This window comes from Microbacterium phoenicis (assembly GCF_047302325.1).
Classification (GTDB): domain Bacteria; phylum Actinomycetota; class Actinomycetes; order Actinomycetales; family Microbacteriaceae; genus Microbacterium.
In genome coordinates, this window is sequence record NZ_CP154849.1 from 1,399,507 (window position 1) to 1,423,198 (window position 23,692).

Here is a 23,692-nt window from a genome sequence, read left to right on the forward strand (position 1 = left end):
CCGACGACAGGAGCAGTCACATGCGCAGCATCCGTCCCCTCACCGCCACCCCGCTGGTCGCGCTCGCAGCCGTCATCCTCGCCGGATGCGCGAGCCCGACAGCCGAGGCCGAACCCGCCGCCGAGGCGGAGGCGACGACCGTCACGGTGGAGGACAACCACGGGGAGCAGACCGTCGCGACGCCGCCGAAGCGCGTCGTGGCGACCGACAACCGCACCATCGCGATGCTCGACTCCTGGGGTGTCGAGGTCGTCGGCGCGCCGCTCGACATCTTCCCTGCCGGGCTGTCGTTCAAGGACGACCCGAACGTCGCCAACCTCGGCAACCACCGCGAGCCCGACCTCGAAGCCGTCGTCGCCGCCGACCCCGACCTGATCATCAACGGCCAGCGCTTCTCGACGTACTACGGCGACTTCCAGACCCTCGTGCCGGACGCCACCATCGTCGAGCTCGACCCGCGCGACGGCGAGCCGCTCGACGCGGAACTGAAGCGCCAGGTCACCGCCCTCGGCGAGATCTTCGGAAAGCAGGACGAAGCGGCGACCCTCGTCGCCGACTTCGAGGCCGCCATCGATCGCGTGAAGGCCGCGTACGACACGAGCGAGACGGCGATGGGTCTCATCACCTCGGGCGGCGAGATCAACTACGCCGCGCCGACGACCGGTCGCACCCTCGGCCCGGTGTACGACATCCTCGGGCTGACCCCGGCGCTCGAGTCCGAGGGGTCGACCGACCACCAGGGCGATGACATCTCGGTCGAGGCGGTCGCGTCGTCGAACCCCGACTGGATCCTCGTGATGGATCGGGATGCCGCGGTCAGCGTCAACACCGACGAGGCGTACACGCCCGCCACCGACCTGATCAGCAACTCTGAAGCTCTGAAGAACGTGACCGCGGTGACCGAGGGCAACGTGGTCTACATGCCGCAGGGCACCTACCTGAACGAGGGCATCGAGACGTACACGCAGTTCTTCAACGACCTGGCCGACGCGCTCGAAGGTCGATGACCGACGCTCTGACGGCGCCCGCGGTGGGCCGACGCTCCCGCGGGCGCCTGCTCACCTGGCCCCTCGTCGGCGGCATCGCCGTCGTCGGGGGGCTGGTGGTCCTGTCGCTCTTCGTCGGCGTCTACGACGTGATCGGCGCAGACGACGGTGCGGAGATGTTCGCGATCACCCGCATCCCGCGCACGGTGGGGCTCGTCCTCGCGGGAGCAGCGCTGGCGATGTGCGGGCTCGTTATGCAGCAGCTGACGCAGAATCGGTTCGTCGAGCCGACCACGACCGGCACGACCGAGTGGGCGGGCCTGGGTCTGCTGCTCGTCATGCTGATCTTCCCCGACGCGCCGCTCATGGTCCGGATGATCGGTGCGGTCGGCATGGCGTTCGTCGGCACGATGCTGTTCTTCCTCTTCCTGCGTCGCGTCATGCTGACGTCGTCGATCATCGTCCCGATCGTCGGGATGATGCTCGGAGCCGTCGTCGGCGCGGTGTCCACCTTCATCGCGCTGTCGACGAATCTTCTGCAGAGCATGGCGGCCTGGTTCACCGGGTCGTTCACCTCGGTCCTGCGGGGACAGTACGAGCCGCTCTGGATCGTCCTGCTCGTCGTCGTCGTCGTGTTCATCACGGCGGACCGCTTCACGATCGCCGGTCTCGGACGTGACGTCGCGACGAATGTCGGCATCGACTATTCGCGCGTCGTCCTCATCGGCACCGTGCTCATCGCCCTCGCCGCCGGTGTCGTCACGGTCGTCGTCGGCAACCTGCCCTTCCTCGGCCTCATCGTCCCCAATGTCGTGTCGCTGATCCGGGGCGACGACCTGCGTTCGAACCTGCCCTGGGTGGCGCTCGGCGGCATCGCGCTCGTCACCGTGTGCGACATCCTCGCCCGTGTCGTGAACGCGCCGTTCGAGGTGCCCGTCTCGCTCATCCTCGCCATGGTCGGAGCCATCGTGTTCATCGCCCTCCTCCTCCGGCAGCGTCGTCGTGGCTGACACCGTCGCGCTGTCGGGTGCCTTCCCGACCGCGCTCCGCGCCCGGCGCTACGCGCTCACCGTCGCGCTGCTGGTGGTCCTTTCTGCCGTGGTGGCCGTCGGCATCCTCGCGTGGGACAACCCTGCCCCCGCGGGCAGCGCCGGCTTCTGGCGGATCGCTCAGCTGCGGGTCACGAGCGTCGTCGTCATCGCGATCGTCGCCGTCTGTCAGGGGATCGCGACCATCACCTTCCAGACCGTGACCGGCAACCGCATCGTGACGCCGTCGATCATGGGCTTCGAGTCGCTCTACACGGCGATCTCGACCGCCGCGATCTTCTTCTTCGGTGCGGCCGGCGCGCTGCTCGTCCAGGGCACGGGCCCTTATCTCTTGCAGATCCTCGCGATGCTCGCGTTCTCGGGTGTTCTCTACGGCTGGCTGCTCTCGGGCCGCTACGCGAACGTGCAGATCATGCTGCTGGTCGGCATCATCCTGGGCGGTGCGCTCGCCGCGTTCTCGACGTTCCTTCAACGGATGCTGACGCCCACCGAGTTCGACCTGCTCACTGCGCGGCTCATCGGCAGCGTCGCGAATGCAGACGGCACGCACCTGCCGATCGCGATTCCGCTCGTTGTGGTCGCAGCAGCGCTGCTGCTGTGGGGCGGTGGCCGGCTGAACGTGCTCGGGCTGGGACGCGAGGTCGCCCTGAGTCTCGGGTCGTCGCAGCGGCGCGACTCGATCCTGGCGCTGCTGATGGTGTCGATCCTCATGGCGGTCTCGACGTCGCTGATCGGGCCGATGACCTTCTTCGGCTTCCTCGTCGCGATGCTGACCTATCAGCTGGCCGACACGTTCGACCATCGCCGGATGTTCGCGCTCGCCGCGCTCGTCGGATTCGTCGTGCTCGGTGGTGCGTACGTCGTGCTCAAGCACGTCTTCTACGCCGCCGGGTCGGTCGGCGTCATCGTCGAGATCGTCGGCGGCACGCTCTTCCTCATCCACCTGCTCCGAAAGGGACGCCTGTGATCTCTCTCACCGCCGTCGAGAAGCGCTACAGCACCGAGGTCGCGATCGGCCCCGTGACCCTCGACCTGCCCGCGAGCGGCATTACGGCGCTCATCGGGCCGAACGGCGCCGGCAAGTCCACGCTGTTGACGATGATCGGTCGTCTGCTGCCCGCCGACGCCGGGTCGATCTCGGTGGGGGGACACGACGTCGCGGCGGTGAAGTCGCGCGAGCTCGCGAAGGTCGTCGCAATCCTCCGGCAGGAGAACCATTTCGTCACTCGTCTGACGGTGCGACAGCTGGTCGGGTTCGGGAGATATCCGCATTCGCAAGGAAGGCTCACGGTCGACGACGAGCGGGTCATCGATCGGTCGATCGACTTCCTGGGTCTCGACGGGCTCGAGGGCCGCTACCTCGATGAGTTGTCGGGCGGACAGCGTCAGCGTGCCTACGTGGCGATGGTGCTCGCGCAGGACACGGAGTACGTGCTGCTCGACGAGCCGCTCAACAACCTCGACATCCAGCACGCCGTGCAGATGATGAGCCACCTGCAGCGCGCGGCGCGCGAGCTGGGTCGCACGATCGTCGTCGTGCTGCATGACATCAACTTCGCCGGCCACTACGCGGATCGGGTGTGCGCGATGAAGGACGGCCGGGTTGCTGCGTTCGGGACTCCGGATGAGATCATCCGCGGAGATGTGTTGACGGGGATCTTCGATACGCCGGTCGATGTTGTCGAAGGCCCGCGGGGGCGGTTGGCGGTGTACTACTGAGGACGCCGGGTCGCTGCGTCAGTGCGATGACCCCGACTCAGGTGAGCATTCAGAATCAGGTAAGGCTAGGCTTACCTCTCGTGGATACTGAGCTGCGCGGTGATGACCTCGTCCTCGCCTACGGACGGCAGGAGGTAGTCCACGGGGTGTCCGTGCGCATCCGTCCTGGAGTGGTCACGGCGCTCATCGGCCCGAACGGCAGCGGCAAGTCGACGGTGCTCCGCGCGCTCGCGCGCCTGCACGAGCGCTCGTCCGGCGACGTCCACGTCCTCGACGGTGACATCCCGGTGTCGCCGCTATCCGCGCGTGACTTCGCGCGCCACGTGACGCTGCTCTCGCAGTCCCGGCCTCACCCGTCCGGACTCTCCGTCCGCGACGTCGTCGCCTACGGTCGGCATCCGCATCGCCGCCGCTTCACCGCGATGACCCAGGGTGACCTCGACGCGATCGACCGTTCCCTCGAGCTCACCGGTCTCGCCGGGATGCAAAGACGCGCCGTCGATCAGCTCTCCGGCGGCGAACTGCAACGCGTCTGGCTCGCGACCTGCCTCGCCCAGGACACCGGAGTCCTGCTGCTCGACGAGCCCACGAACCACCTCGACCTCCGCTACCAGGTCGAGACGCTCGATCTGGTGCGCAAACTCGCGGACGAGCACGGCACCGCCCTGGGAGTCGTCCTCCACGACCTCGGCCAGGCGGCGACCGTCGCAGACGAGGTCGTGCTGCTGCATCAGGGCCGCGTGGTCGCGCACGGAGCACCCGAACACGTGCTCACCTCTGAACACCTCAGCGAGGTGTACGGACTGCGGATCGAGGTCGACCGCGATCCTGCGACCGGCTTCGTTCGCGTGCATCCCCGAGGTCGTCACCACGGCCGCGCCCTGGCCTGAGCCCTTTCCGACTCCCGTCCCTCACCGAAAGAGAAGCATGACCCTTCGATCCGCGCGCCCCCTGCTCGGCGCCGCACTGATCCTGCCCCTGCTGTTTGTCACCGCGTGCGGAACCACGCAGACGACCGGCGACGCCTCGACGCCCTCGGCCGCGGCCAGCGCCGACTGCGCCGATGACTCCACGGCGACCTCGACGGGCCCGGTGTCGTTGACGGACGCCTTCGACCGGACGGTCGAGCTCGACGCGCCCGCCGAGCGCGTCGCCGTGCTGGAGTGGCAGCAGATCGAGGACGCGCTGACCTTATGCGTCACGCCGGTCGCGGTCGCGGATGCCGAGGGGTACACGACGTGGAACAGCGCCGAGGCGCTGCCCGAGGGCGTGACCGATGTCGGCACGCGTCAGGAGCCGAACTTCGACGCGATCCTCGGCGCCGACCCCGACCTGATCATCGTGGAGGCCTACACCGCCGAGGACGAGATCATCGGTCAGCTCGAGGAGTACGGCGTGCCGGTGCTGACTACTAAGGGCGCGGATGCCGCCGACCCGATCGGTCAGATGAAGGCGACGTTCGAGCTGATCGCGCAGGCGACGGGCCGCGAGGAGCGTGCCGACGCCGTGCTCGATGCATTCGACGCGAGCGTCGCGGAGGCGAAGCAGACGGTGTCCGAGGCGGACCTCGTCTCGGACTCGTTCGCGTACTTCGACGGGTGGATCGACGGCGGCAACGTGTCGCTCCGCTTCTTCAGCAGCGGCTCGCTGATCGGCGCGATCGGCGAGGAGCTCGGCCTGAAGAACGCATGGACGGGTGAGGCCGACCCCGCCTACGGTCTCGGCATCACCGATATCGAGGGTGCGACGGCCATCGGCGACGCGTACCTGCTGCACACGAGCACGAACGACGCCGAGAGCGACATCATGCCGGAGCTCGCGACGAGCGAGGTGTGGAACTCGGTCCCCGCGGTGGCCGAGGATCGCATCGCCGGCTTCCCGGTGGGCATCTGGACCTTCGGTGGTCCCCGCTCCGCCGAGCAGATCCTCGACGCCTACGTCGCAGCGCTCACGAGCTGAGCCCGCAGGTGACGTCCGACACCAGGAGCCGGGAGCGGGGCGCTGCAGCGGCGGTGCCGCCGGCGCTTGCCCAGACCGGCGCGCGATTCGCCCTCGGGGTGACCGCGGTGCTGGTGCTGCTCAGCGGCATCCTGCTCCTGGCGTCGGGCATCCACCTCACGCAGGGCACCTCGGGGCTGGGGCTCACCGAGCTCCTTCCGGTTCTGTTCGGTGACGGCACGGCGCAGCCGGGTGCGCGCGAGATCCTCCTCGGGTCGCGCGTGCCGCGTCTGGCGGCCGGTCTGCTGGTCGGCTTCGCCCTCGGCGCGGCCGGTGCGCTGTTCCAGTCGCTGGCGCGCAATCCGCTGGCGTCGCCCGACACGCTGGCGGTGACGAGCGGCTCGTACTTCGCCGTCGCGCTCGTCTCCGTTCTCGGCATCACGCTGCCGTTCTGGGCCTCGGGCGGGGTTGCCTTCGTCGGGGGGCTCGCCGCGGCGGCGGTCGTGCTCGGGCTCGCCGGTGGTGCGGGGTCGTCGACGACGCGGCTGATCCTCGCGGGCTCCGCGGTGATGCTCGCGCTGCAGGCGGCGACATCCGCGCTGCTCATCCTGTTCGCGCAGGAGACCACGGGTCTGTTCGCCTGGGGGAGCGGCAGCTTGAGCCAGCTCGGCCTCGCTGCGTTCCAGCAGGCGGCGCCGCTGGTGGTCGTCGCCGTCGTCGTCGGCGTGCTGCTCTCGCGCCGTCTCGACATCGTCGCCCTCGGCGACGACACGGCGCAGTCGCTCGGTGTGCCCGTGCGGTCGACGCGTGCGATCGGCACGATCCTCGCGGTGCTGCTCACGGCTGCCGCCGTGACGCTCGCCGGACCGATCGGGTTCGTGGGGCTCGCAGCGCCCATCATCACGCGGCTGCTGAGCACGCGGGTGCCCGCGCTGCAGCGCCACAGCATCCTCCTCATCGCGTCGGGCCTCGTCGGCGCGACGGTCGTCGTCGGCTCCGATGTCGCGATCCGCGCCATCCTCGGCGCCGACCGGGCCACGTCGGTGCCGACCGGGGTCGCGACGACGCTGCTAGGCGCTGTGCTGCTCGTCGCGCTGGCCCGCAGGGCTCGTGACGCCGGACCCACGCGCCGCCCGCCCGCGGCGACCATCACCGTCCGCAACCGGCGGCGGGTCGTCCTCGTCGTCGTGGCCACGTCCGCGCTCCTCTTGGCGGCGGTCCTGCTCGGGCTGCTCGGCGGGCATCGGTGGCTGCTGACCGGCGATCTGCTGCTCTGGATGCAGGGGGATGCCGCACCCGTCATCCGGTTCGCACTCGATGAGCGTGCGCCGCGGGTGCTCGCGGCCGTCTCCGCCGGGGCTGCGCTGGCGCTGGCCGGCGCGCTGGTGCAGGCGGCGAGCCGCAATCCGCTGGCGGAGCCCGGCATCCTCGGCATCACCGGCGGTGCCGGCCTCGGAGCGGTCATCGCCATCACGTCGGGTGCTGCGCTCGGCGTCGGGATCCTGCCGCCCGCGATCGCAGGCGGGCTGCTCGCGTTCGCGCTGGTGTACGGCCTGGCGTGGCGCCGCGGGCTGAGCGCCGACCGGCTCGTCCTCATCGGCATCGGGGTCTGGTACGGCACCGCCGGGCTGTCGACGTTCCTCCTCCTTCGCGCGAATCCGTTCGACACGCCGGCGATCTACACCTGGCTGTCGGGCACGACGTACGGCCGGGGGTGGTCGGATGCGCTGCCGGTCGCGCTGGCGATGGTCGTCGCGCTGCTGCTCGTCGTGCCGCGGACGCGTGAGCTCGACCTGCTCGCGCTCGACGATGACACGCCCCGCTTGGCCGGCGTGCGGCTCGAGCGCACGCGGTTCATCCTGCTCGTGACGGCCGCGCTGCTCGCCGCGTTCAGTGTGAGCGCGATCGGCGTGCTCGGCTTCGTCGGGCTCGTCGCTCCGCACGCCGCTCGGGCCCTCGTCGGCGGACGTCACTCGCGCGTCGTTCCGGTCTCGATGCTGCTCGGCGCTGCGCTCGTCGCGATCGCCGATCTGCTTGGACGAACGGTCATCGCCCCAGCGCAGTTGCCCGCGGGTATCGTCGTCGCCCTCGTCGGTGCGCCGTACTTCATCTACCTGCTCGCTCGGTCGCGCGCGTAAAGGGTCTCGAACGATCTTGTGCTCGCCGCAGGCGTCAGCGACCCTGAGGTGATGTGGGATCGCGAGACGGCGGCTGCAGCCGCCGACGACTGGATCGGCCGATACGTCCGTGCGTGGGGGACCAACGACCCGGACGACATCCGGTCGCTCTTCACGCCGGACGCGGAGTACCGCGACGGCCCCTCGACCGAGCCGTGGATCGGCCACGATGCCATCCTCGCGGGTTGGCTCGGTCAGAAGGACGACCCCGGCACGTGGTCGTTCGAGCACGAGTTGACCGCGGTCGACGGTGACATCGCAATCATCCGCGGCCGAACCAGCTACCCGAGTTCGACGACGAAGAGCCGGCAGTACGACAACCTCATGGTCATCGAGCTGACCGACGACGGCCGCGCCCGATCGTTCACCGACTGGTTCGTGGTGCCCGACGCTGGGGCGACAGAGGAGTGAGACTTCTTGTCGCCGGATCCAGCTGCGGCTAGGCCGAAGCTGCCGCGCGCGGATCGCCCTCCTCGCGCAAGCGAGGCTCGACTCGTCGGGCGGGACGCAGTCCCGATTTGTCGGCGTAGAACGCGCGGATGGCATCCATGTCGGCGCCGACGTCGCCGGTGAGTGCGAGCGTCGGCCCCAGCCCGGTCGTCATGGTCGTGCGATCCACGTACCCGAGCGTGACGGCAAGGCCGGCCTCGCGGGCGATGCGGTAGAAACCCGACTTCCAGTGGTCGACGCCGCCGCGGGTGCCTTCAGGCGTCACCACGAGGCCGAAGACCTCGCCGTCACGGATGCGGCGGACGAGGGCGTCGACCACCCCGGCGGGGTTCGCTCTATCGACCGGGATGCCGCCGATCGAGCGCATCAGTGGGCCGCGCCAGCCGCGGAAGAGACTCTCTTTGCCCAGCCAGCGGAAGCGCATCTTCAGGCGCCAGGCGATCGCCAGCATGAGCACGAAGTCCCAGTTGGAGGTGTGCGGCGCCCCGAGGACGACGGTGGGTCGGGTCGGCGCGGGCTCGGTTGCGAGCGTCCATCTGCTGAACGACCAATAGACCTGCGCGACGAGGCGGAGCATTCCGCAACCGTAACGCTCCTGCGCACTCTCTGGACTCACGGGGCGCCGCGTCAGCTCTCAGGTTTCCGGGGTATTCTGATACCGATAGGCGGACTTCTCATTCGTCTCGCCCCGGCTGTGTGGTAACAGTCGGGGCTTTTTCTTGCTCGGGCAGACGGCCGCTACGAGGTACGCAGCCGCCCTCACTCACCCGAGCGCTCGTCGGACTCACTGAGTCGCTTGAGCTTCGTCGACGGTACGAAGATGACCGATGCCGATGAGAGCAGCGCAGGTGATGGGTGAGGGAGCGGCGGACCGCTGGTCGCCGCTCCCCGCTCTATCAGTCGAGTCGCTGACAACCTCCACACCTGGGCAGGCCTCCCCTGCCGACGGCGCGGTTCGCCGGGGAGATCTGCTGGCCATTGGGGCAGTCGCTGTAGTCGTGCCAGACACGCGGATCACGCTGGTCAGTCGAGTGGTAAGGCGAGGTGATGATTGCCATTGGGAGGTTCCTTCTGCGTCATGCGGCGCCGTTGCGCGCCGACGCGGACACGCTATCGACGCTCGCCGACATCGCTAGCGCGGACGGACCGCTTCTGAGACGGTGCTGTCGCGACAGCGGGGATCGGGCGCTATGCGGCGAAACCGCACCACGCAGCCGGCAGGAAAGTTGTCAGCTGCTGTCAAGCTGCCACTTAGGCGAGTCGCGAACCGCTGATCCCATCCTGGGATAGAGGTCGCTGGGTCGAAATGAGGTGGGCCCCGTGGGGCTCGAACCCACGACCCGCGGATTAAAAGTCCGATGCTCTACCGACTGAGCTAGAGGCCCTCAGCGACCCAGCCTAATGGGCGAGGGCGGCGGCATCCGTCACTTCGTGCTCTTCTGCGAGCCGAAGATGATGCCGAACATGATCCCGAACGAGAGTCCGAAGGCGGCGCCGAGGCCGATGTTGTCGAGGAAGAGCATCCCGACGATCGCGCCGCCGAGCATCCCCAACGCGATCGACAGACCGAACGACATTCCGCGCATGTTGTTGTTCGCCATGCCTCGACGCTACGCAGAGGCCGGGGTACCGGCATCCCCCGCAAGGAGGAAACAAAAGGAGGCGGCGCCGCCGAAGCCCGCAGAGCTTCGACGACGCCGCCGGTCAGGAGACCGTGAATTACATCGGGGGCATCAGCACCGAGTCGATGAGGTACACGGTTGCGTTCGCGGTCTGGACGCCACCGCAGATGACCTTGGCATCGTTGACCATCAGCTCGTCGCCCGAGCCGGTGACCTCGAGATCCTGGCCCTCGACGGTCTTGTGCGTGCCGTCGATGTCGGCCGGCGCGATCTGGCCGGGGACCACGTGGTAGGTGAGGATCTTGGTCAGCGTGTCGGAGTCGGTCTTCAGACCCTCGATCGTCTCGGCCGGGATCTTCGCGAAGGCATCGTCGACCGGAGCGAAGACGGTGAACTCGTCGCCGTTCAGGGTGTCGACCAGGTTGACGTCGGGGTTGAGCTGGCCGCTGACGGCAGCGGTGAGCGTCTTGAGGAGCGGGTTGTTCGACGCGGCGGTCGCAACCGGGTCCTTCGACATGCCCTCAACCGAGCCGGCACCGTCCGGAACCTGCTTGGCGTAGTCCGCGCAGCCGGGGCCGACGAGGTTCGAGGCGGTGTCCATGCCACCGTCCGAGGCTTCGGGCGTCTCCATGGGAGCCTGCGAGGACGGAGCCTCGCTCGAGCCGCTGCCGCTACCGCTGTCCATCGAGTTCGACGAACATCCGGCGAGTGCGAAAGCGCCGGCCAGCGTCAGAGAGAGCGCTGCGGTCATCTTCTTCTTCGTGCTGAGCATGATTTCCTCCATGTGTTGGGACCGCCCTCTGCGGCGGCGATGACAGGTCTTCGGAACCACTAGGCAAACGGATTGCACATCTGTCGAGATTTTTTTGAATCCGCGGATTCGCGCGGGTTGGGTGTGATTACGAATCGCTCTCGATCCGCCCCGCTCACCAGGGATTCGAGCCCCGTGATCCGTGTTCGCGCCCGCGGGGATGGCATGCTGGAGGCAATGGTTATCGACGGTGTAGAAGTCCCTGACGACGGGGAGTCGGCGGATCACGCCGGCGAGCTCCTCGTGCGCATCGCCGGTGGCGATCAGACGGCCTTCGCAGAGCTCTACGACATGCTGTCCTCGCGGGCGTTCGGACTCATCCGACGGGTCCTCGTAGACCCCTCCCAAAGCGAGGAAGTACTACAAGAGGTATTCCTCGAGATCTGGCAATCCGCTTCCGGGTTCGCTCCGAACAAGGGGCAAGGAAGAAGTTGGATCCTGACGATGGCTCATCGTCGGGCCGTCGACCGGGTTCGCGCATCGCAGTCCAGCGTGGACCGGGACGTACGCGTCGGAACTCGCGACGCGTACACACAACAAGAAGGCATCGCCGAACAGGTCGAGTTGCGGATCGAAGGTCGTCGCGTCGTACGCGCGCTTCGCACGCTGCCCGACGCGCAACGCGAAGCCATCACCCTCGCGTATTTCGGGGGGTACAGCCAAAGTGAAATCGCGGCGCTCCTCGGAGCACCGCTCGGAACGATCAAGACACGGATGCGTGATGGATTGAACCGTCTACGACAGGAAATGGGGGTGACACTGTGAACGAAAAGGACTTCGCCGAACTGTCGGCAGGACACGCGCTCAACGCACTGTCGCCCGAGGACGAACAGACCTATCAGCAGGCGCTCGCCGCTCACCCCGAATGGGAAGAGCTCGTCGACGCCGATGCGCACGTTGCCGCCTTTCTCGCCGAAGGAACGGGAGAAGAAGCGCCTCCCGCAGACGTCCGCGACCGGCTCCTCGCGCAGATCGGCTCCCTCCCGCAGCGGATGCCGGTGGCCCCCGCGTCTACTCCCGAGCCCGTCGTTGAGCCCGAGCCCGAGCTCGTCGTCGCCGGCCCGCCGACCGAGGTGGTGCAGGCGGTCCAACGTCGCACCTGGACGCGCGGTCTGTTCGCGCTCGTCGCATCGGCCGCTCTCCTCGTCGGCATCGGCTGGGGCGTCGGTTCCATCATGGAACAGGTGCGGACGCCGGCTCAGGTGCAGGCGCTCGAGCAGATCGAGGCCGCGCCCGACGCCCAGAGCGCCACAGGTCAGTTCACCGACGGCGGAGAGGCGGAGGTGCACTGGTCTCCCTCGCTCGGAAAGGTCGTCCTGACCACCGACGATGCCCCCAGCATCGCCGACGACCGCACGTTCGAACTCTGGTTCGTCCGCGGCGATGAGCCGATCGCGGCCGGGACCTTCGACCCGTCCAACGACGTCACCGCCCTTCTCGACGGCGACTTCCAGCCCGGCGACATCATCGCGATTACGGTCGAGCAGGCGGGCGGGTCGCCCGACGGCAAGCCGACGACCGAGCCGATCGTCGCGATCCCCACGGCCTGACAGCCTCCACAACGCGCCCCGCCTCGGCTCCGGCCGGGCGGGGTGCGTTGCTGCCGGAGTAGCCTGGAGGGATGTCTGACGCGTCCCGCGACTTCCACAAGCCGGTCCGCCGCTCACCCGATTCGTTCGATCGCAACTTCGCCGCTGACGATCCCGCCGAAGCCAGCCGTGTGGCTCACGCCACGGCATCCGCTCTGCTGTCGCGGGTACGCGAACAGCCGCACGACGAGGTCATCGACCGGCTCGTCACCTTCACCGACGCGCACGGGATCGCGACGATCGCGGAGCTGTGGGCGCACTCGCCGGCACGATCCCTGCCGGGTGCGCTGTGGCGGCTGTACCTGCTGCAGCTGATGATCCACGACGACGCGGCGACCGCCGCGCTGCTCTACGAGCGCGGACGGACTCGGCTGTCGTCGGCGGACGTCGTCATCGCCGGTGCGCCGGTTCCTGCGAGCCCCGATGAGCTCGTCTCGCTCATCGACCTGATCCTGCGCGGGGTGTTCGCGGGTGACTTCGCGCTCGCGCTCGAGCGGGCGGCATCCTTCTCGCGCGTCGTGGCAGCGGGGGCGACCGATCTCGCCGACGACTACGACGAGAGCGAGCCGGTGCGGGCCTCGACGTTCACGACGCGCGCGTTGCGCCTCGACACGTACGCCGGGGACCTCGTCGCGGCCGCGGCACTGTGGCGACGCGACGGCCTCACGTAGGCATGAAAGTGCCGGACCGCAGAACGCCTCTCGGCGCGTGGCCGCTCGCAGCGGCTGAAGATGGAGCCCGGGGTTACTGCGGCCCGGCTAGAAAAGTGTAACGGAGGGGCTCCCGAGGTATTCCGGTCCGGCGCGGATTCGGGGTCGGTCGGGCGTGTCGGGGTTTGGTCTCGAGGCGCGTGCGCGGATGCAATAGATCGGCGGCGACACGCGGCATCCCGGGGCTGGCGGGCGGTGTGTCGCGCGGGGACTATTGCATCGGCTGACGGGTGTCGTGGTTTTGGGTCGCGCGCGCGGATGCAATGGATCGCTGGTGACACGCGGCATCCCGTGGCCCGTGGGACGGCGCGCCGCGTGCGGACTACTGCAGCCGCTGACAGGGATGCCGCCGCGTAGGCTTCGTGCCATGGCTTGGCGCTTCGCTCTCATGATCGACCCCGCGGCATCCGACGATGCACGCACCGACTTCGCCGACACGTTCAGCGAGATCGATCCCTCGACTCCCGCGCTGACCGTGGGGGAGTTGAGCACGCAGCGCGGCGACGGGATCTTCGAGTCGATCGGCGTCGTCGACGGACACGCGCAGGAGGTCGAGCCGCACCTCGCGCGGCTCGCGCACTCGGCCGAGATCTGCGAGCTGCCCGCCCCGAACCTCGAGCAGTGGCGCGAGGCGATCAGCCGCGCGCAGGCGGCGTCAGGGGAGGGCGAGGCGGTCATCAAGCTGATCCTGAGCCGCGGCGTCGAGCACGGTCCCACCCCGACCGCGTGGGTGACGGTGGCGCCCGCGGCGGACTTCACGAAGCCGCGCACCGAGGGCATCGCCGTGGCCGTCCTCGATCGCGGCTACAGCATCGACCTGCCGGGTCGGGCACCGTGGCTGCTGCTGGGCGCGAAGACCCTGTCGTACGCCGTGAACATGGCCGCGATCCGCGAGGCGAAGCGCCGCGGTGCCGACGATGCCGTCTTCGTCAGCTCCGATGGGTTCGTGCTCGAGGCGCCGACCGCGTCGCTCATCATCCGCCGCGGCGACACCTTCGTGACGCCGGCGCCGAACGGGGGCATCCTGCACGGGACCACCCAGCTGAGCCTGTTCGACCACCTCGCCGAGCGCGGCTTCGAGACCGCGTACGAGACCCTGCCGGTCTCGGCGCTGCACGAGGCGGATGCCGCGTGGCTCGTCTCGAGCGTCCGCCTGGTCGCGCCCATCACGGCGGTCGACGGGCGGCCCCTGACCCTCGACGCCGAGCTCACGGCATCCTTCAACCAGTACCTGCTCAGCCCGCGCGACTGAGGCGTCGCCGGCGTTCGCGGATGCAATAGTCGAGGCTCGACACGCGGCCCATGGGGTTCGGGATGCCGCGTGTCGCCGCCGATCCATTGCATCCGCATACGGCGTCGCGCCCCCTCACAACCGCGCGAGCGCTCCGAGGATCGCGCGCTCGACCATGTCCCAGTCATGGACGATGAGCGCGTAGTCGAACCGCAGAGTCACGTATCCCCACATGGCCGCGTCGGCGTCGCGCACGAGGTCCTTGTGCCGCAGCGACGGCCCGTCGTGATTGTCGCGACCATCGACCTCGACGATCAGCCGGTCGCCGATCAGCGCGTCCACGACGCCGACGCCCGCGATACGCACCTGTGTCTGCACGCGCAGTCCGAGGCCGCGCAGCCGCCACCGCAGCATCGACTCGAGCCCGCTGTCTGCGTCGTCCCTGCTGAGTCCGAGCGCATCGCGCCCTTCCTGATTCACGTGCCGGCTCAGCCAGCGCATGTCGTCACCGTCCAGGAGGTCCTGCCGCCGCGCGGATTCCAGCGCGACGAAGAACGCCTCCCCGCCGTAGCAGGTGAGGATCTGTCGCAGAATCCGAGCGAGTGACGGTTCCCGTCGATCCTCCCCGGGGCCGGCGGCATCCCAATGCTCGGTGCAGTCGCACGGATGGTCGTACGTGCGTTGCCCTGGCCGCATCCAGACATGCGGCATCCGAGCATCCGCCATCACGCAGAGGCCGCGGTGCCGCGCCGCGCTCACGCACGCCAGCGAGCCGCCGTGCCTCGCGGCCAGCCGCGCTTCCGCGCACGCCTCAGGCCACGCGTAGACCCCGATCCGCACCCGCTCCAGCTCGCCGCGCCGCAGCGCCCGTTGCACCCGACGCTGCGACCACCCCGCATCGAACAACTGCCGCAGACGGACGATCGGATGCCGGAGCTCGCACATGCCCGCGAGCCTCGCCCGTTCCCGGCCCTCACGAGCCGCACCGGCTCATGGCGGGGACAACCGGCATCCCACTCCCGCGGGGGAGAAGTCCGCGAACGCGATAGTCCCGCCGCGACCCGCGCGACAAAGGCACAGGCCCGCCCCCAGCGTCAGCGGATGCAATAGATCCGCCGCCACACCCCGCTGTTCGGACCCGGGATGCCGCGTGTCGCCCTCGATCTATTGCATCCGCACACGCGACACACCGCCCCCACACAGCACCCCGCCCACACCACCCCACAAACCAGAACGAGGGACACCGCGCTCCGCGCAGCATCCCTCGTCCCGAACTAGAGGATCACCCGAAGCGACCCGAGACGTAGTCCTCGGTGGCCTGCACGGACGGCTTGGTGAAGATCGTGCCGGTCTCGTCGTACTCGATGAGCTTGCCGGGCTTGCCGGTACCGGCGATGTTGAAGAACGCGGTCTTGTCCGAGACGCGCGAGGCCTGCTGCATGTTGTGCGTGACGATGACGATCGTGTACTCGCTCTTGAGCTCCTGGATGAGCTCCTCGATCGCGAAGGTCGAGATCGGGTCGAGCGCCGAGCAGGGCTCGTCCATGAGCAGGACGTCGGGAGATACGGCGATCGCGCGCGCGATGCAGAGGCGCTGCTGCTGACCGCCCGAGAGGCCGGAGCCCGGCTTCTCGAGCCGGTCCTTGACCTCGTTCCAGAGGTTCGCTCCGCGCAGCGACTTCTCGACGAGGGCGTCGGCGTCCGACTTCGAGATGCGCGAGTTGTTGAGCTTCACACCGGCGAGCACGTTGTCACGGATCGACATCGTGGGGAACGGGTTCGGACGCTGGAAGACCATGCCGATCTGGCGGCGCACGAGCACGGGGTCGACGCCCTGGCCATACAGGTCCTCGCCGTCGAGCAGCACTTCACCCTCGACGCGCGCGCCGGGGATGACCTCGTGCATCCGGTTGAGCGTGCGCAGGAACGTGGACTTGCCGCAGCCGGACGGGCCGATGAAGGCGGTGACGCTGCGGGGTTCGATGTCGAGGGACACGCCCTCCACGGCGAGGAAGTCGCTGTAGTAGACGTTGAGGTCGTTGACTTCGATGCTCTTGGACACTTCGGGGTGCTTTCTGTCGGATGCCGCGGGTCAGCGGCCGAACTTGGGGGCGAACTTCTTCGCGACGAAGCGTGCGATGAGGTTCAGCGCCATGACGATGATGATGAGCGTGAGCGCTCCGGCCCAGGCACGCTCGAGCGCGGCGGGGATGTTCGTGCCGGGGTTCTGGAACTGGTCGTAGACGAACACCGGGAGAGTCATCATGGGGCCGTCGAACGCGTTCATGTTGAGCGACTGGGTGAACCCGGCGGTCAGCAGCAGCGGCGCGGTCTCGCCGATGACGCGCGAGATCGACAGCATGATGCCCGTCGTGATGCCGGCGATCGAGGTGGGGAGGACGACCTTGACGATCGTCAGCCACTTCGGCACGCCGAGCGCGTAGCTCGCCTCGCGCAGCTCGTTCGGAACCAGCCGCAGCATCTCCTCGCTGGAGCGGACGACGACCGGGATCATCAGCACCGACAGGGCCAGCGAGCCCATGAAGCCGGTGTTGAGGCCCGGCCCGAACAGCAGCGCGCAGACGGCGACGATGAACAGACCCGCGACGATCGACGGGATGCCGGTCATCACGTCGACGAAGAAGGTGATGAGCTTCGCGACCCGGCCGCGGCCGTACTCGACGAGGTAGATCGACGTCATGAGACCGATCGGCACCGAGATGACGGTGGCCCAGCCGGTCACGATGAGCGTTCCCCAGATCGCGTGCACGGCGCCGCCGCCCTCACCGACGACGTTGCGCATCGAGTAGGAGAAGAACATCGGGTCGAACCGGGCGATGCCGTTGACGATGACCGTGAACAGCAGAGAGATGAGCGGCAGCAGGGCGATCGTGAAGGCGATCGACACCAGCACGGTCGCGAGCCGGTCAGCGGCTCGACGCCGCGTCTCGACGACGCTCGACAGCACGACCAGGACGATCGCGAACAGCACGACACCGACGAAGGTGGCACCCGCGATGTTGAAATCGGCCACATCGCCGGGGCTGTTCATGATGGCGAACAGGATGCCGGAGAGCACGAGCGCGCCGACGAGCAGCAGCCACGGCATCCACTTCGGCAGCTGCCCCGCGGTGAGCGAGTTGCCCACAGGCGAGCGGGTTTCGGAGCGGGTGAGGGTGGTCATCAGTTCGCTCCAGAGAACTCGGCGCGGCGGTTGACGACCCACCGGGCGATCGCATTGACCGCGAAGGTCACGATGAAGAGGATGAGGCCCGTCGCGATGAGGACGTTAACGCCGTCGCCGTACGCCTCACCGAAGTTGAGGGCGATGTTCGCGGGGATGGGCGTCGGGTTGTTCGAGTTGAGCACCTGGAAGGTGACCGCTCCCGTCGCCGAGAGGACCATCGTGACGGCCATCGTCTCGCCGAGAGCGCGGCCGAGTCCGAGCATCGCGCCCGAGACCATGCCGCCGCGGGCGAAGGGGAAGACGGCCATGCGGATCATCTCCCAGCGCGTCGCGCCGAGGGCCAGCGCCGCCTCCTCGTGGAGGACGGGCGTCTGCAGGAAGACCTCGCGCGTGATGGCGGTCATGATCGGCAGGATCATCACGGCGAGGACGAGGGATGCCGTGAGGATCGTACGCCCGGTGGGGGAGACCGCACCGGCGAAGAAGGGGATCCAGCCGAAGTTCTCGTTCAGCCAGACGTAGAAGGGCTGCAGGATCTGCGAGAAGACGAGGGCGCCCCACAGGCCGTAGACGACCGACGGGATCGCGGCGAGGAGGTCGATGACGTACCCGAGCACCGAGGCGAGCTTGCGCGGCGCGTAGTGCGAGATGAAGAGGGCGATGCCGATCGCCAGCGGCGTCGCGACGACGAGCGCGATGACGGAGGCCCACAGGGTGCCGAAGACGAATGGCCAGACGTACTCCCAGAACGGCTCGCCGCTCAGGAACTGGGTCTCGTCGGGGTTCGCGGTGAAGGCCGGCACGCTTTCGACGATGAGGAAGAGCGTGACGGCCGCGAGGACGATCAGGATGATGATGCCCGCGCCGAGCGCGGTGCTCGAGAAGACGAGATCGCCACGTCGATGCGTCGGTCGCCGGGTGGTGTCCTGGTCGGCGACCAGTTCGGTGGTGGGGGGCATCGCAGTCCTCGGGTCGGAAGCGGGGCGGACGTGAGTGCTGCTGGTGGCTCCCGACGAGCGGGAGCCACCAGCAGCGAGGGTCTTACTTCTTGGCGGTGATCATGTCGATCGCGGTCTGGGCCTTCTCGGCGACCTCGGTCGACAGGGGAGCGGAGCCGGCTGCCTCGTTGGCGACCTTCTGGCCCTCTTCGCTGACGATGTACGAGAAGTACGCCTTGACGATGTCGGCGGTGGCCGCATCCTCGTACTGCGCGCAGCCGATGAGGTAGCTCACGAGAGCGATCGGGTACGAGCCGGCCGGTGCCTTGGCGGGGTCGACGTCGAAGACCAGGTCACCGTCGGCGCGGCCCTCTTCGAGCGGCGACGACGCGACGAGCTCCGCGGCGGCCTCGGAGGAGAACGGCACGAAGTCGTCGCCGACCTTGACGGCGGCCGAGCCCAGCTCGCCGACGCGGGAGGCGTCGATGTAGCCGATCGTGCCCTGACCGCCGTTGACAGCAGCCTCGACGCCCGAGGTCTGCTGTGCTGCCTCGGAGCGCGTGGTCTTGACGGGCCAGGCGTCGTCGTCCTCGTAGGGCCATGCATCCGGGGCGACAGCCGCGAGGTACGCGGTGAACGTGCCGGTGGTGCCCGACTCGTCGCCGCGGAAGACGGGAGTGATGGCCAGGTCCGGAAGCTCGACGCCCTCGTTGAGGTCGGCGATCGCCGGGTCGTTCCACTTCTCGATCTTCTCGTTGAAGATGTTGCCGATGACCTCAGGAGTCAGGTTCAGCTCCTTGACGCCCTCGAGGTTGAAGACGACGGCGACGGGCGAGATGTAGGCGGGGACCTCGATGATGTCGGCCGTGGCGCACGCGCCGAAGGTGCCGGCGGCGATCTCATCGGTCTTGTACGCGCGGTCCGAGCCGATGAAGTTGCTGGAGCCCGCGATGAAGTTGTCGCGGCCGGTGCCCGAGCCGGTCGGCTGGTAGTTGACCGTGACGTCCGGGTTCGCCGTCTGGAACGCAGCGGTCCACGCCTGCTGGGCCGCGCCCTGCGACGAGGCGCCGGTCGCCTTGACGGTGCCCGACAGCGAGGAGCCGCCGTCGGAGGGCTGGCCGCTGCCAGCAGGGGTGCCCTCGTTGGCCGCGCAGGCCGAGAGCGACAGGACGGCGACGGCTGCGACAGCGCCCACGCGGGCGATGCGGTTGAGCTTCACGTGTGATTTCCTTCGGGTGATCGGGACACCCCGGTGCGGGGCTGGCTCGACGCTAAGAGCCGCCGGTGACCAGGTTCCGCTCCGGAGGTGAACGACAGGTGAACGGACCCGGTCCGAACGGGTCCGTCTGTCGGATCACACCTGCGGTGCGTGGGTCTCGATCGCGACGATCCCGGATCCGGGGTTCGTCGCCGAGAGGTGGACGACCGAGAAGGCGCCCGGTTCGAGGGACGACGCGGCGCCGAGGTAGGAGCCCTTCACCGTTCCCGTCGCCAGCGCGATCTCGTGCATCACGTCGGGGAGGACCGGCCGGTGCGAGCACAGCACCGCGGGCTTGCGCGCCCGCACGCGCGTGCCGACGAGAGTGCGCGCGTCCGCGGTCCCGGCATCCCAGGCATCCTGCGAGATCGCGGCGGTACGACGGATGTCGCGGCGCAGCGCCTTCGCCAGCGGCGCGACCGTGTCCACGCACCGCACCGCGTCGCTCGAGTACACGCGGCGCACACCGAAGGCCCGGAGCGGTCCGACGATCGCCTTCGCCTGCTTCTTGCCGCGAGGCGCGAGGGTGCGCGCGGCATCCTCTCCCGACCAGTCCTCGCGCGGAGTCGCCTTCGCGTGGCGCAGCACCACCAGGGGGAAGGTCTCGAGCACGCCGTCGTCCACGAGGCGGAGGAAGTTCTCGAGGATCTCGACGTCGACGGGGTAACTCAGCTTGCCGAGCGCTTTGCGCGCCGGCATCCATTCCAGCGCAGCGATCTCGCGGTTAGGGACGAACGCGGACTCGCGGATGGCCTTCTCGGTCGCCTGCGCACTCCAGTAGTGCACGATCTTCGTCCGCTTGCTCGGCAGGCGATACTTCGAGATACCGACGGGAACCCCGAGGTGCACACGGATGCCGGTCTCCTCGTGGATCTCGCGCACGGCCGTCTCGGCGAGCGTCTCCCCGGGATCGACTTTGCCCTTGGGCAGGGTGACGTCGCGGTACTTGGTGCGGTGGATGGCGAGCACGAGGAGCTTGCCGTCGAGCATCCGCCACACCACGCCGCCGGCGGCGTAGACCGCGGTTTCGGTCATCTCACCGCCCGCTGGCGCCGCCGGCGCAGGACGTCCGACATCGTCTTCTCCTGCAGGTCGACGAGCGGAGTGCCATCGGCGGCCAGGTGATGACGCGTCCATTCGCCCTCGGCGCCGAGGTGCCACGAGCTCGTGCCGTCGTCCATCGCGAGGTCGAACAGCGCGAGGAGCTCGGTCACGTGCGCCGGCTCCATGACGCGCACGAGCGCCTCGACGCGGCGGTCGAGGTTCCGATGCATCATGTCGGCGCTGCCGATGTAGACCTGCGGCTCGCCACCGTGCGCGAACGCGAAGATGCGGGAGTGCTCGAGGTAGCGGCCGAGGATCGAGCGGACCGTGATGTTGTCGCTCACCCCGGGCAGATCGGAGCGCAGGGAGCAGATGCCGCGCACCCACACGTCGACCTTCACGCCGGCCTGGCTCGCCCGGTACAGCGCGTCGATGATCTGCTCGTCGACCATCGAGTTCACCTTGATGCGCACGTAGGCGGGCTTGCCGTCCAGCGCGTTGCGGCGTTCCGCGTCGATGAGGCGCAGCAGTCCCTTGCGCAGGTGCAGGGGAGCGACGAGCAGGCGCTTGAACTTCTTCTCGATCGCGTACCCGCTGAGTTCGTTGAACAGACGGGTGAGGTCGCGACCGACCTGCTCGTTCGCCGTGAACAGCCCGTAGTCCTCGTAGATGCGGCTCGTCTTCGGGTTGTAGTTGCCCGTGCCGATGTGGCTGTAGCTGCGGAGGGCGCCGTCTTCCTCGCGGATCACGTGCAGGAGTTTGCAGTGCGTCTTCAGTCCGACGAGGCCGTAGACGACGTGGACGCCGGCCTTCTCGAGCGTGCGAGCCCACCCGATGTTCGCCGCTTCGTCGAAGCGCGCCTTCACCTCGACGAGGGCGAGCACCTGCTTGCCGTTCTCAGCCGCATTGATGAGGGCCTCGACGATCGGGCTGTCGCCCGAGGTGCGGTACAGCGTCTGCTTGATCGCGAGCACGTGAGGATCGCGGGCGGCCTGCTGCAGGAACGAGACGACGCTGGTCGTGAACGACTCGTACGGGTGGTGTACGAGGATGTCCTCCTTGCGGATGGCGGCGAACAGGTCCGCGCGTCCGTTCTGCTCGGCGGGCTGGAAGGGCGTCGCCGTCTTCGGTACGTGCGCGGGGTAGCGCAGGTCGGGCCGCTCGATCTGCGACAGCGAGAACAGGCCGCGCAGATCCAATGGCGCGGGCAGTCGGTAGACGTCGTTCTCGGTGATGTCGAGCTCGTCGAGCAGCAGCGACAGGGTGACGTCGTCCATGTCCTCGGTGATCTCGAGGCGGATCGGCGGACCGAACCGGCGACGCAGCAACTCCGCTTCGAGCGCCTGGATGAGGTTCTCGGTCTCGTCCTCCTCGATCACGACGTCCTCGTTGCGGGTGAGGCGGAACGTGTGGTGCTCGAGGATCTCCATGCCGGGGAAGAGGTCGCCGAGGTTCTCGGAGATCAGCTCCTCAAGCGGGAGGTAGCGGACGGTGTTGCCGTCCTTCCGGACCTCGACGAGGCGCGGCATCATCGGGGGCACCTTGAGACGCGCGAACTCCTGGCGTCCGGTCCGCGCGTTGCGGATGCGGATCGCGAGATTGAGCGAGAGCCCCGAGATGTAGGGGAACGGGTGCGCCGGGTCGACTGCGAGCGGCATGAGCACCGGGAACACCTGCGACGAGAAGTAGTCGTAGAGGATCTCGCGTTCCTCATCCGACAGATCGGCCCACGACACGACCTCGATGCCGGACTCGGCGAGGGCGGGCCGCACCTGCTCCGACCAGACCGCGGCGTGGCGCTCCTGCAGCGCGTGCGCGGCGGTGGCGAGGTCGGCGAGCACGTCGAGGGGAGCGCGCCCCACGTTGGTGGGGACCGCGAGTCCGGTGAGGATGCGGCGCTTCAGACCCGCGACGCGCACCATGAAGAACTCGTCGAGGTTGCTCGCGAAGATCGCGAGGAAGTTCGCGCGTTCGAGCGTCGGCAGGTTCGGATCCTCGGCCAGCTCCAGGACGCGCTGATTGAAGGCGAGCCAGCTGAGCTCGCGGTCGAGGTAGCGGTTGTCGGGCAGTTGCGAGTCGTACGCCTCGACGACGTCGTCGAAGTCGTCGTCGTCCGCGTCGCCCAGTCCGGAGTCGTGAACCTGGGTGTCGATCATCCCCACATCATTGCAGGGCGACGTGTCCCATGCGTGAACACGACGGACGGATGCCGCTGTGTCGGCCTCAGGCCGGCGAGCCGGGGAGCTGGTCGTCCTCGTACACGTTGAAGCGATAGCCCACATTGCGGACGGTGCCGATGAGCTGCTCGAGGTCGCCGAGCTTGGCGCGCAGGCGTCGGACGTGGACGTCGACGGTCCGGGTGCCGCCGAAGTAGTCGTATCCCCAGACCTCGCTGAGCAACTGCTCGCGGGTGAAGACCCGGGACGGATGCGTCGCGAAGAAGTGCAGGAGCTGGAACTCCTTGTAGGTGAGGTCGAGCGGCCTCCCGTGCACCTTCGCCGAGTAGGACGACTCGTCGATGCTGATGCCCGAGGTCTGGATGCGCGTCGACACCTGCTCCTTCGAGACGCGACCGACGGCGAGGCGGATGCGGGCGTCGACCTCGGCGGGACCGGCGGTGACGAGGATGACGTCGTCGATGCCCCAGTCGGGTGAGACGGCGGTGAGGCCGCCCTCGGTGACGACGAGGACGAGCGGAGAGTCGAGCCCCGTCGTCGTGAGGATCTTGCAGAGGGACTTCGCTCCGACGAGGTCCTTGCGCGCATCCACGAAGACGACGTCCGCATTCGGGGCGTTCACCAGCTGCGCGGCTTCGGCGGGGATCTGCCGGACGCGGTGGCTGAGGAGCTCGAGGGCGGGCAGGACGGAGTCGCCGCCGGCGGCGGAGCTCAGGACGAGCAGCTGTGCCAAGGAGGGCCCTCCGGTGCAGACTCGGAAACGCGTTTCATCTTAGGGGTACCCCCAGCACGCGCCGTGTCGCCGC

The 23,692-nt window shown here is 68.5% G+C and carries 23 protein-coding genes and 1 tRNA gene; 12 read left to right on the forward strand and 12 right to left on the reverse strand.

Annotation, left to right across the window (positions count from 1 at the left end):
• Positions 1-20 precede the first annotated feature (20 nt).
• Genes ABCU91_RS06825 through ABCU91_RS06860 form a run of 8 tightly spaced genes read left to right on the forward strand, consistent with a single transcriptional unit; the run spans position 21 to position 8,280 of the window.
• On the forward strand, positions 21-1,007 hold the full coding sequence (locus ABCU91_RS06825) for a siderophore ABC transporter substrate-binding protein (RefSeq protein ID WP_413355279.1): 987 nt from the start codon (positions 21-23) through the stop codon (positions 1,005-1,007).
• Entirely contained in the window at positions 1,004-1,996 is a 993-nt protein-coding gene (locus tag ABCU91_RS06830) for an ABC transporter permease (protein ID WP_413355280.1), read from the forward strand. Before ABCU91_RS06825 ends, ABCU91_RS06830 begins: the two co-directional genes overlap by 4 nt.
• Positions 1,989-3,002 (forward strand): iron chelate uptake ABC transporter family permease subunit, encoded by a 1,014-nt coding sequence (locus ABCU91_RS06835; protein ID WP_413355281.1) that lies wholly within the window; start codon positions 1,989-1,991, stop codon positions 3,000-3,002. The genes ABCU91_RS06830 and ABCU91_RS06835 overlap by 8 nt, the downstream gene beginning before the upstream one ends.
• Positions 2,999-3,754 carry an ABC transporter ATP-binding protein gene (locus ABCU91_RS06840; protein WP_413355282.1) on the forward strand — a complete coding sequence of 252 codons (756 nt, stop codon included), beginning with the start codon at positions 2,999-3,001 and terminating at the stop codon, positions 3,752-3,754. Before ABCU91_RS06835 ends, ABCU91_RS06840 begins: the two co-directional genes overlap by 4 nt.
• A 26-nt stretch (positions 3,755-3,780) precedes the next feature.
• Complete coding sequence (locus tag ABCU91_RS06845) at positions 3,781-4,644, forward strand: ABC transporter ATP-binding protein (protein WP_413355283.1); 864 nt, start codon at positions 3,781-3,783, stop codon at positions 4,642-4,644.
• Between the two features lie 37 nt (positions 4,645-4,681).
• Complete coding sequence (locus ABCU91_RS06850; RefSeq protein ID WP_413355284.1) at positions 4,682-5,713, forward strand: iron-siderophore ABC transporter substrate-binding protein; 1,032 nt, start codon at positions 4,682-4,684, stop codon at positions 5,711-5,713.
• A gap of 8 nt (positions 5,714-5,721) precedes the next feature.
• Positions 5,722-7,830 carry an iron ABC transporter permease gene (locus tag ABCU91_RS06855; RefSeq protein WP_413355285.1) on the forward strand — a complete coding sequence of 703 codons (2,109 nt, stop codon included), beginning with the start codon at positions 5,722-5,724 and terminating at the stop codon, positions 7,828-7,830.
• A gap of 51 nt (positions 7,831-7,881) precedes the next feature.
• The gene (locus ABCU91_RS06860) at positions 7,882-8,280 is read left to right on the forward strand and encodes a nuclear transport factor 2 family protein (RefSeq protein ID WP_413355286.1); all 399 of its coding nucleotides are present in this window, start codon (positions 7,882-7,884) and stop codon (positions 8,278-8,280) included.
• A 28-nt stretch (positions 8,281-8,308) separates the two neighbouring features.
• Here the strand turns inward: ABCU91_RS06860 and ABCU91_RS06865 are convergent, their stop codons facing one another.
• From ABCU91_RS06865 to ABCU91_RS06880, 4 genes are all read right to left on the reverse strand, one after another.
• Complete coding sequence (locus tag ABCU91_RS06865; protein ID WP_413355287.1) at positions 8,309-8,896, reverse strand: 1-acyl-sn-glycerol-3-phosphate acyltransferase; 588 nt, start codon at positions 8,894-8,896, stop codon at positions 8,309-8,311.
• A 735-nt stretch (positions 8,897-9,631) separates the two neighbouring features.
• Positions 9,632-9,704, reverse strand: a tRNA-Lys gene (locus ABCU91_RS06870).
• A gap of 39 nt (positions 9,705-9,743) precedes the next feature.
• Entirely contained in the window at positions 9,744-9,920 is a 177-nt protein-coding gene (locus tag ABCU91_RS06875) for a hypothetical protein (RefSeq protein ID WP_406922305.1), read from the reverse strand.
• A 118-nt stretch (positions 9,921-10,038) separates the two neighbouring features.
• The gene (locus tag ABCU91_RS06880; protein WP_413355288.1) at positions 10,039-10,713 is read right to left on the reverse strand and encodes a fasciclin domain-containing protein; all 675 of its coding nucleotides are present in this window, start codon (positions 10,711-10,713) and stop codon (positions 10,039-10,041) included.
• A 204-nt stretch (positions 10,714-10,917) separates the two neighbouring features.
• On the opposite strand from ABCU91_RS06880, the gene sigK reads away from it, so the two are divergent.
• From sigK to ABCU91_RS06900, 4 genes are all read left to right on the forward strand, one after another.
• Positions 10,918-11,517, forward strand: coding sequence for an ECF RNA polymerase sigma factor SigK (sigK, locus tag ABCU91_RS06885; protein ID WP_413355385.1), 600 nt, complete (start codon positions 10,918-10,920; stop codon positions 11,515-11,517).
• The gene (locus ABCU91_RS06890; RefSeq protein WP_413355289.1) at positions 11,514-12,302 is read left to right on the forward strand and encodes an anti-sigma factor domain-containing protein; all 789 of its coding nucleotides are present in this window, start codon (positions 11,514-11,516) and stop codon (positions 12,300-12,302) included. Before sigK ends, ABCU91_RS06890 begins: the two co-directional genes overlap by 4 nt.
• A 71-nt stretch (positions 12,303-12,373) precedes the next feature.
• On the forward strand, positions 12,374-13,012 hold the full coding sequence (locus tag ABCU91_RS06895; RefSeq protein ID WP_413355290.1) for a DNA-directed RNA polymerase subunit beta: 639 nt from the start codon (positions 12,374-12,376) through the stop codon (positions 13,010-13,012).
• 406 nt (positions 13,013-13,418) lie between these two features.
• Positions 13,419-14,303, forward strand: coding sequence for an aminodeoxychorismate lyase (locus tag ABCU91_RS06900; RefSeq protein WP_413355291.1), 885 nt, complete (start codon positions 13,419-13,421; stop codon positions 14,301-14,303).
• Positions 14,304-14,417: 114 nt separating this feature from the next.
• Here the strand turns inward: ABCU91_RS06900 and ABCU91_RS06905 are convergent, their stop codons facing one another.
• From ABCU91_RS06905 to ABCU91_RS06940, 8 genes are all read right to left on the reverse strand, one after another.
• Entirely contained in the window at positions 14,418-15,227 is an 810-nt protein-coding gene (locus ABCU91_RS06905) for a type IV toxin-antitoxin system AbiEi family antitoxin domain-containing protein (RefSeq protein ID WP_413355292.1), read from the reverse strand.
• Between the two features lie 337 nt (positions 15,228-15,564).
• Complete coding sequence (gene pstB, locus ABCU91_RS06910) at positions 15,565-16,344, reverse strand: phosphate ABC transporter ATP-binding protein PstB (RefSeq protein WP_251582391.1); 780 nt, start codon at positions 16,342-16,344, stop codon at positions 15,565-15,567.
• A 30-nt stretch (positions 16,345-16,374) separates the two neighbouring features.
• Complete coding sequence (gene pstA, locus ABCU91_RS06915) at positions 16,375-17,466, reverse strand: phosphate ABC transporter permease PstA (RefSeq protein WP_413355293.1); 1,092 nt, start codon at positions 17,464-17,466, stop codon at positions 16,375-16,377.
• Positions 17,466-18,428, reverse strand: coding sequence for a phosphate ABC transporter permease subunit PstC (gene pstC, locus ABCU91_RS06920; RefSeq protein WP_413355294.1), 963 nt, complete (start codon positions 18,426-18,428; stop codon positions 17,466-17,468). Before pstC ends, pstA begins: the two co-directional genes overlap by 1 nt.
• Positions 18,429-18,510: 82 nt before the next feature.
• Positions 18,511-19,626, reverse strand: a complete 1,116-nt coding sequence (locus tag ABCU91_RS06925; RefSeq protein ID WP_413355295.1) for a phosphate ABC transporter substrate-binding protein PstS — start codon at positions 19,624-19,626, stop codon at positions 18,511-18,513.
• Between the two features lie 135 nt (positions 19,627-19,761).
• Positions 19,762-20,700, reverse strand: a complete 939-nt coding sequence (locus ABCU91_RS06930; protein WP_406922295.1) for an NUDIX domain-containing protein — start codon at positions 20,698-20,700, stop codon at positions 19,762-19,764.
• Positions 20,697-22,865: an RNA degradosome polyphosphate kinase gene (locus ABCU91_RS06935; protein WP_406922294.1), complete on the reverse strand. Its 2,169-nt coding sequence runs from the start codon at positions 22,863-22,865 to the stop codon at positions 20,697-20,699. The genes ABCU91_RS06930 and ABCU91_RS06935 overlap by 4 nt, the downstream gene beginning before the upstream one ends.
• Before the next feature lie 67 nt (positions 22,866-22,932).
• Positions 22,933-23,619, reverse strand: coding sequence for a winged helix-turn-helix domain-containing protein (locus tag ABCU91_RS06940; RefSeq protein ID WP_406922293.1), 687 nt, complete (start codon positions 23,617-23,619; stop codon positions 22,933-22,935).
• Positions 23,620-23,692: the final 73 nt, after the last annotated feature.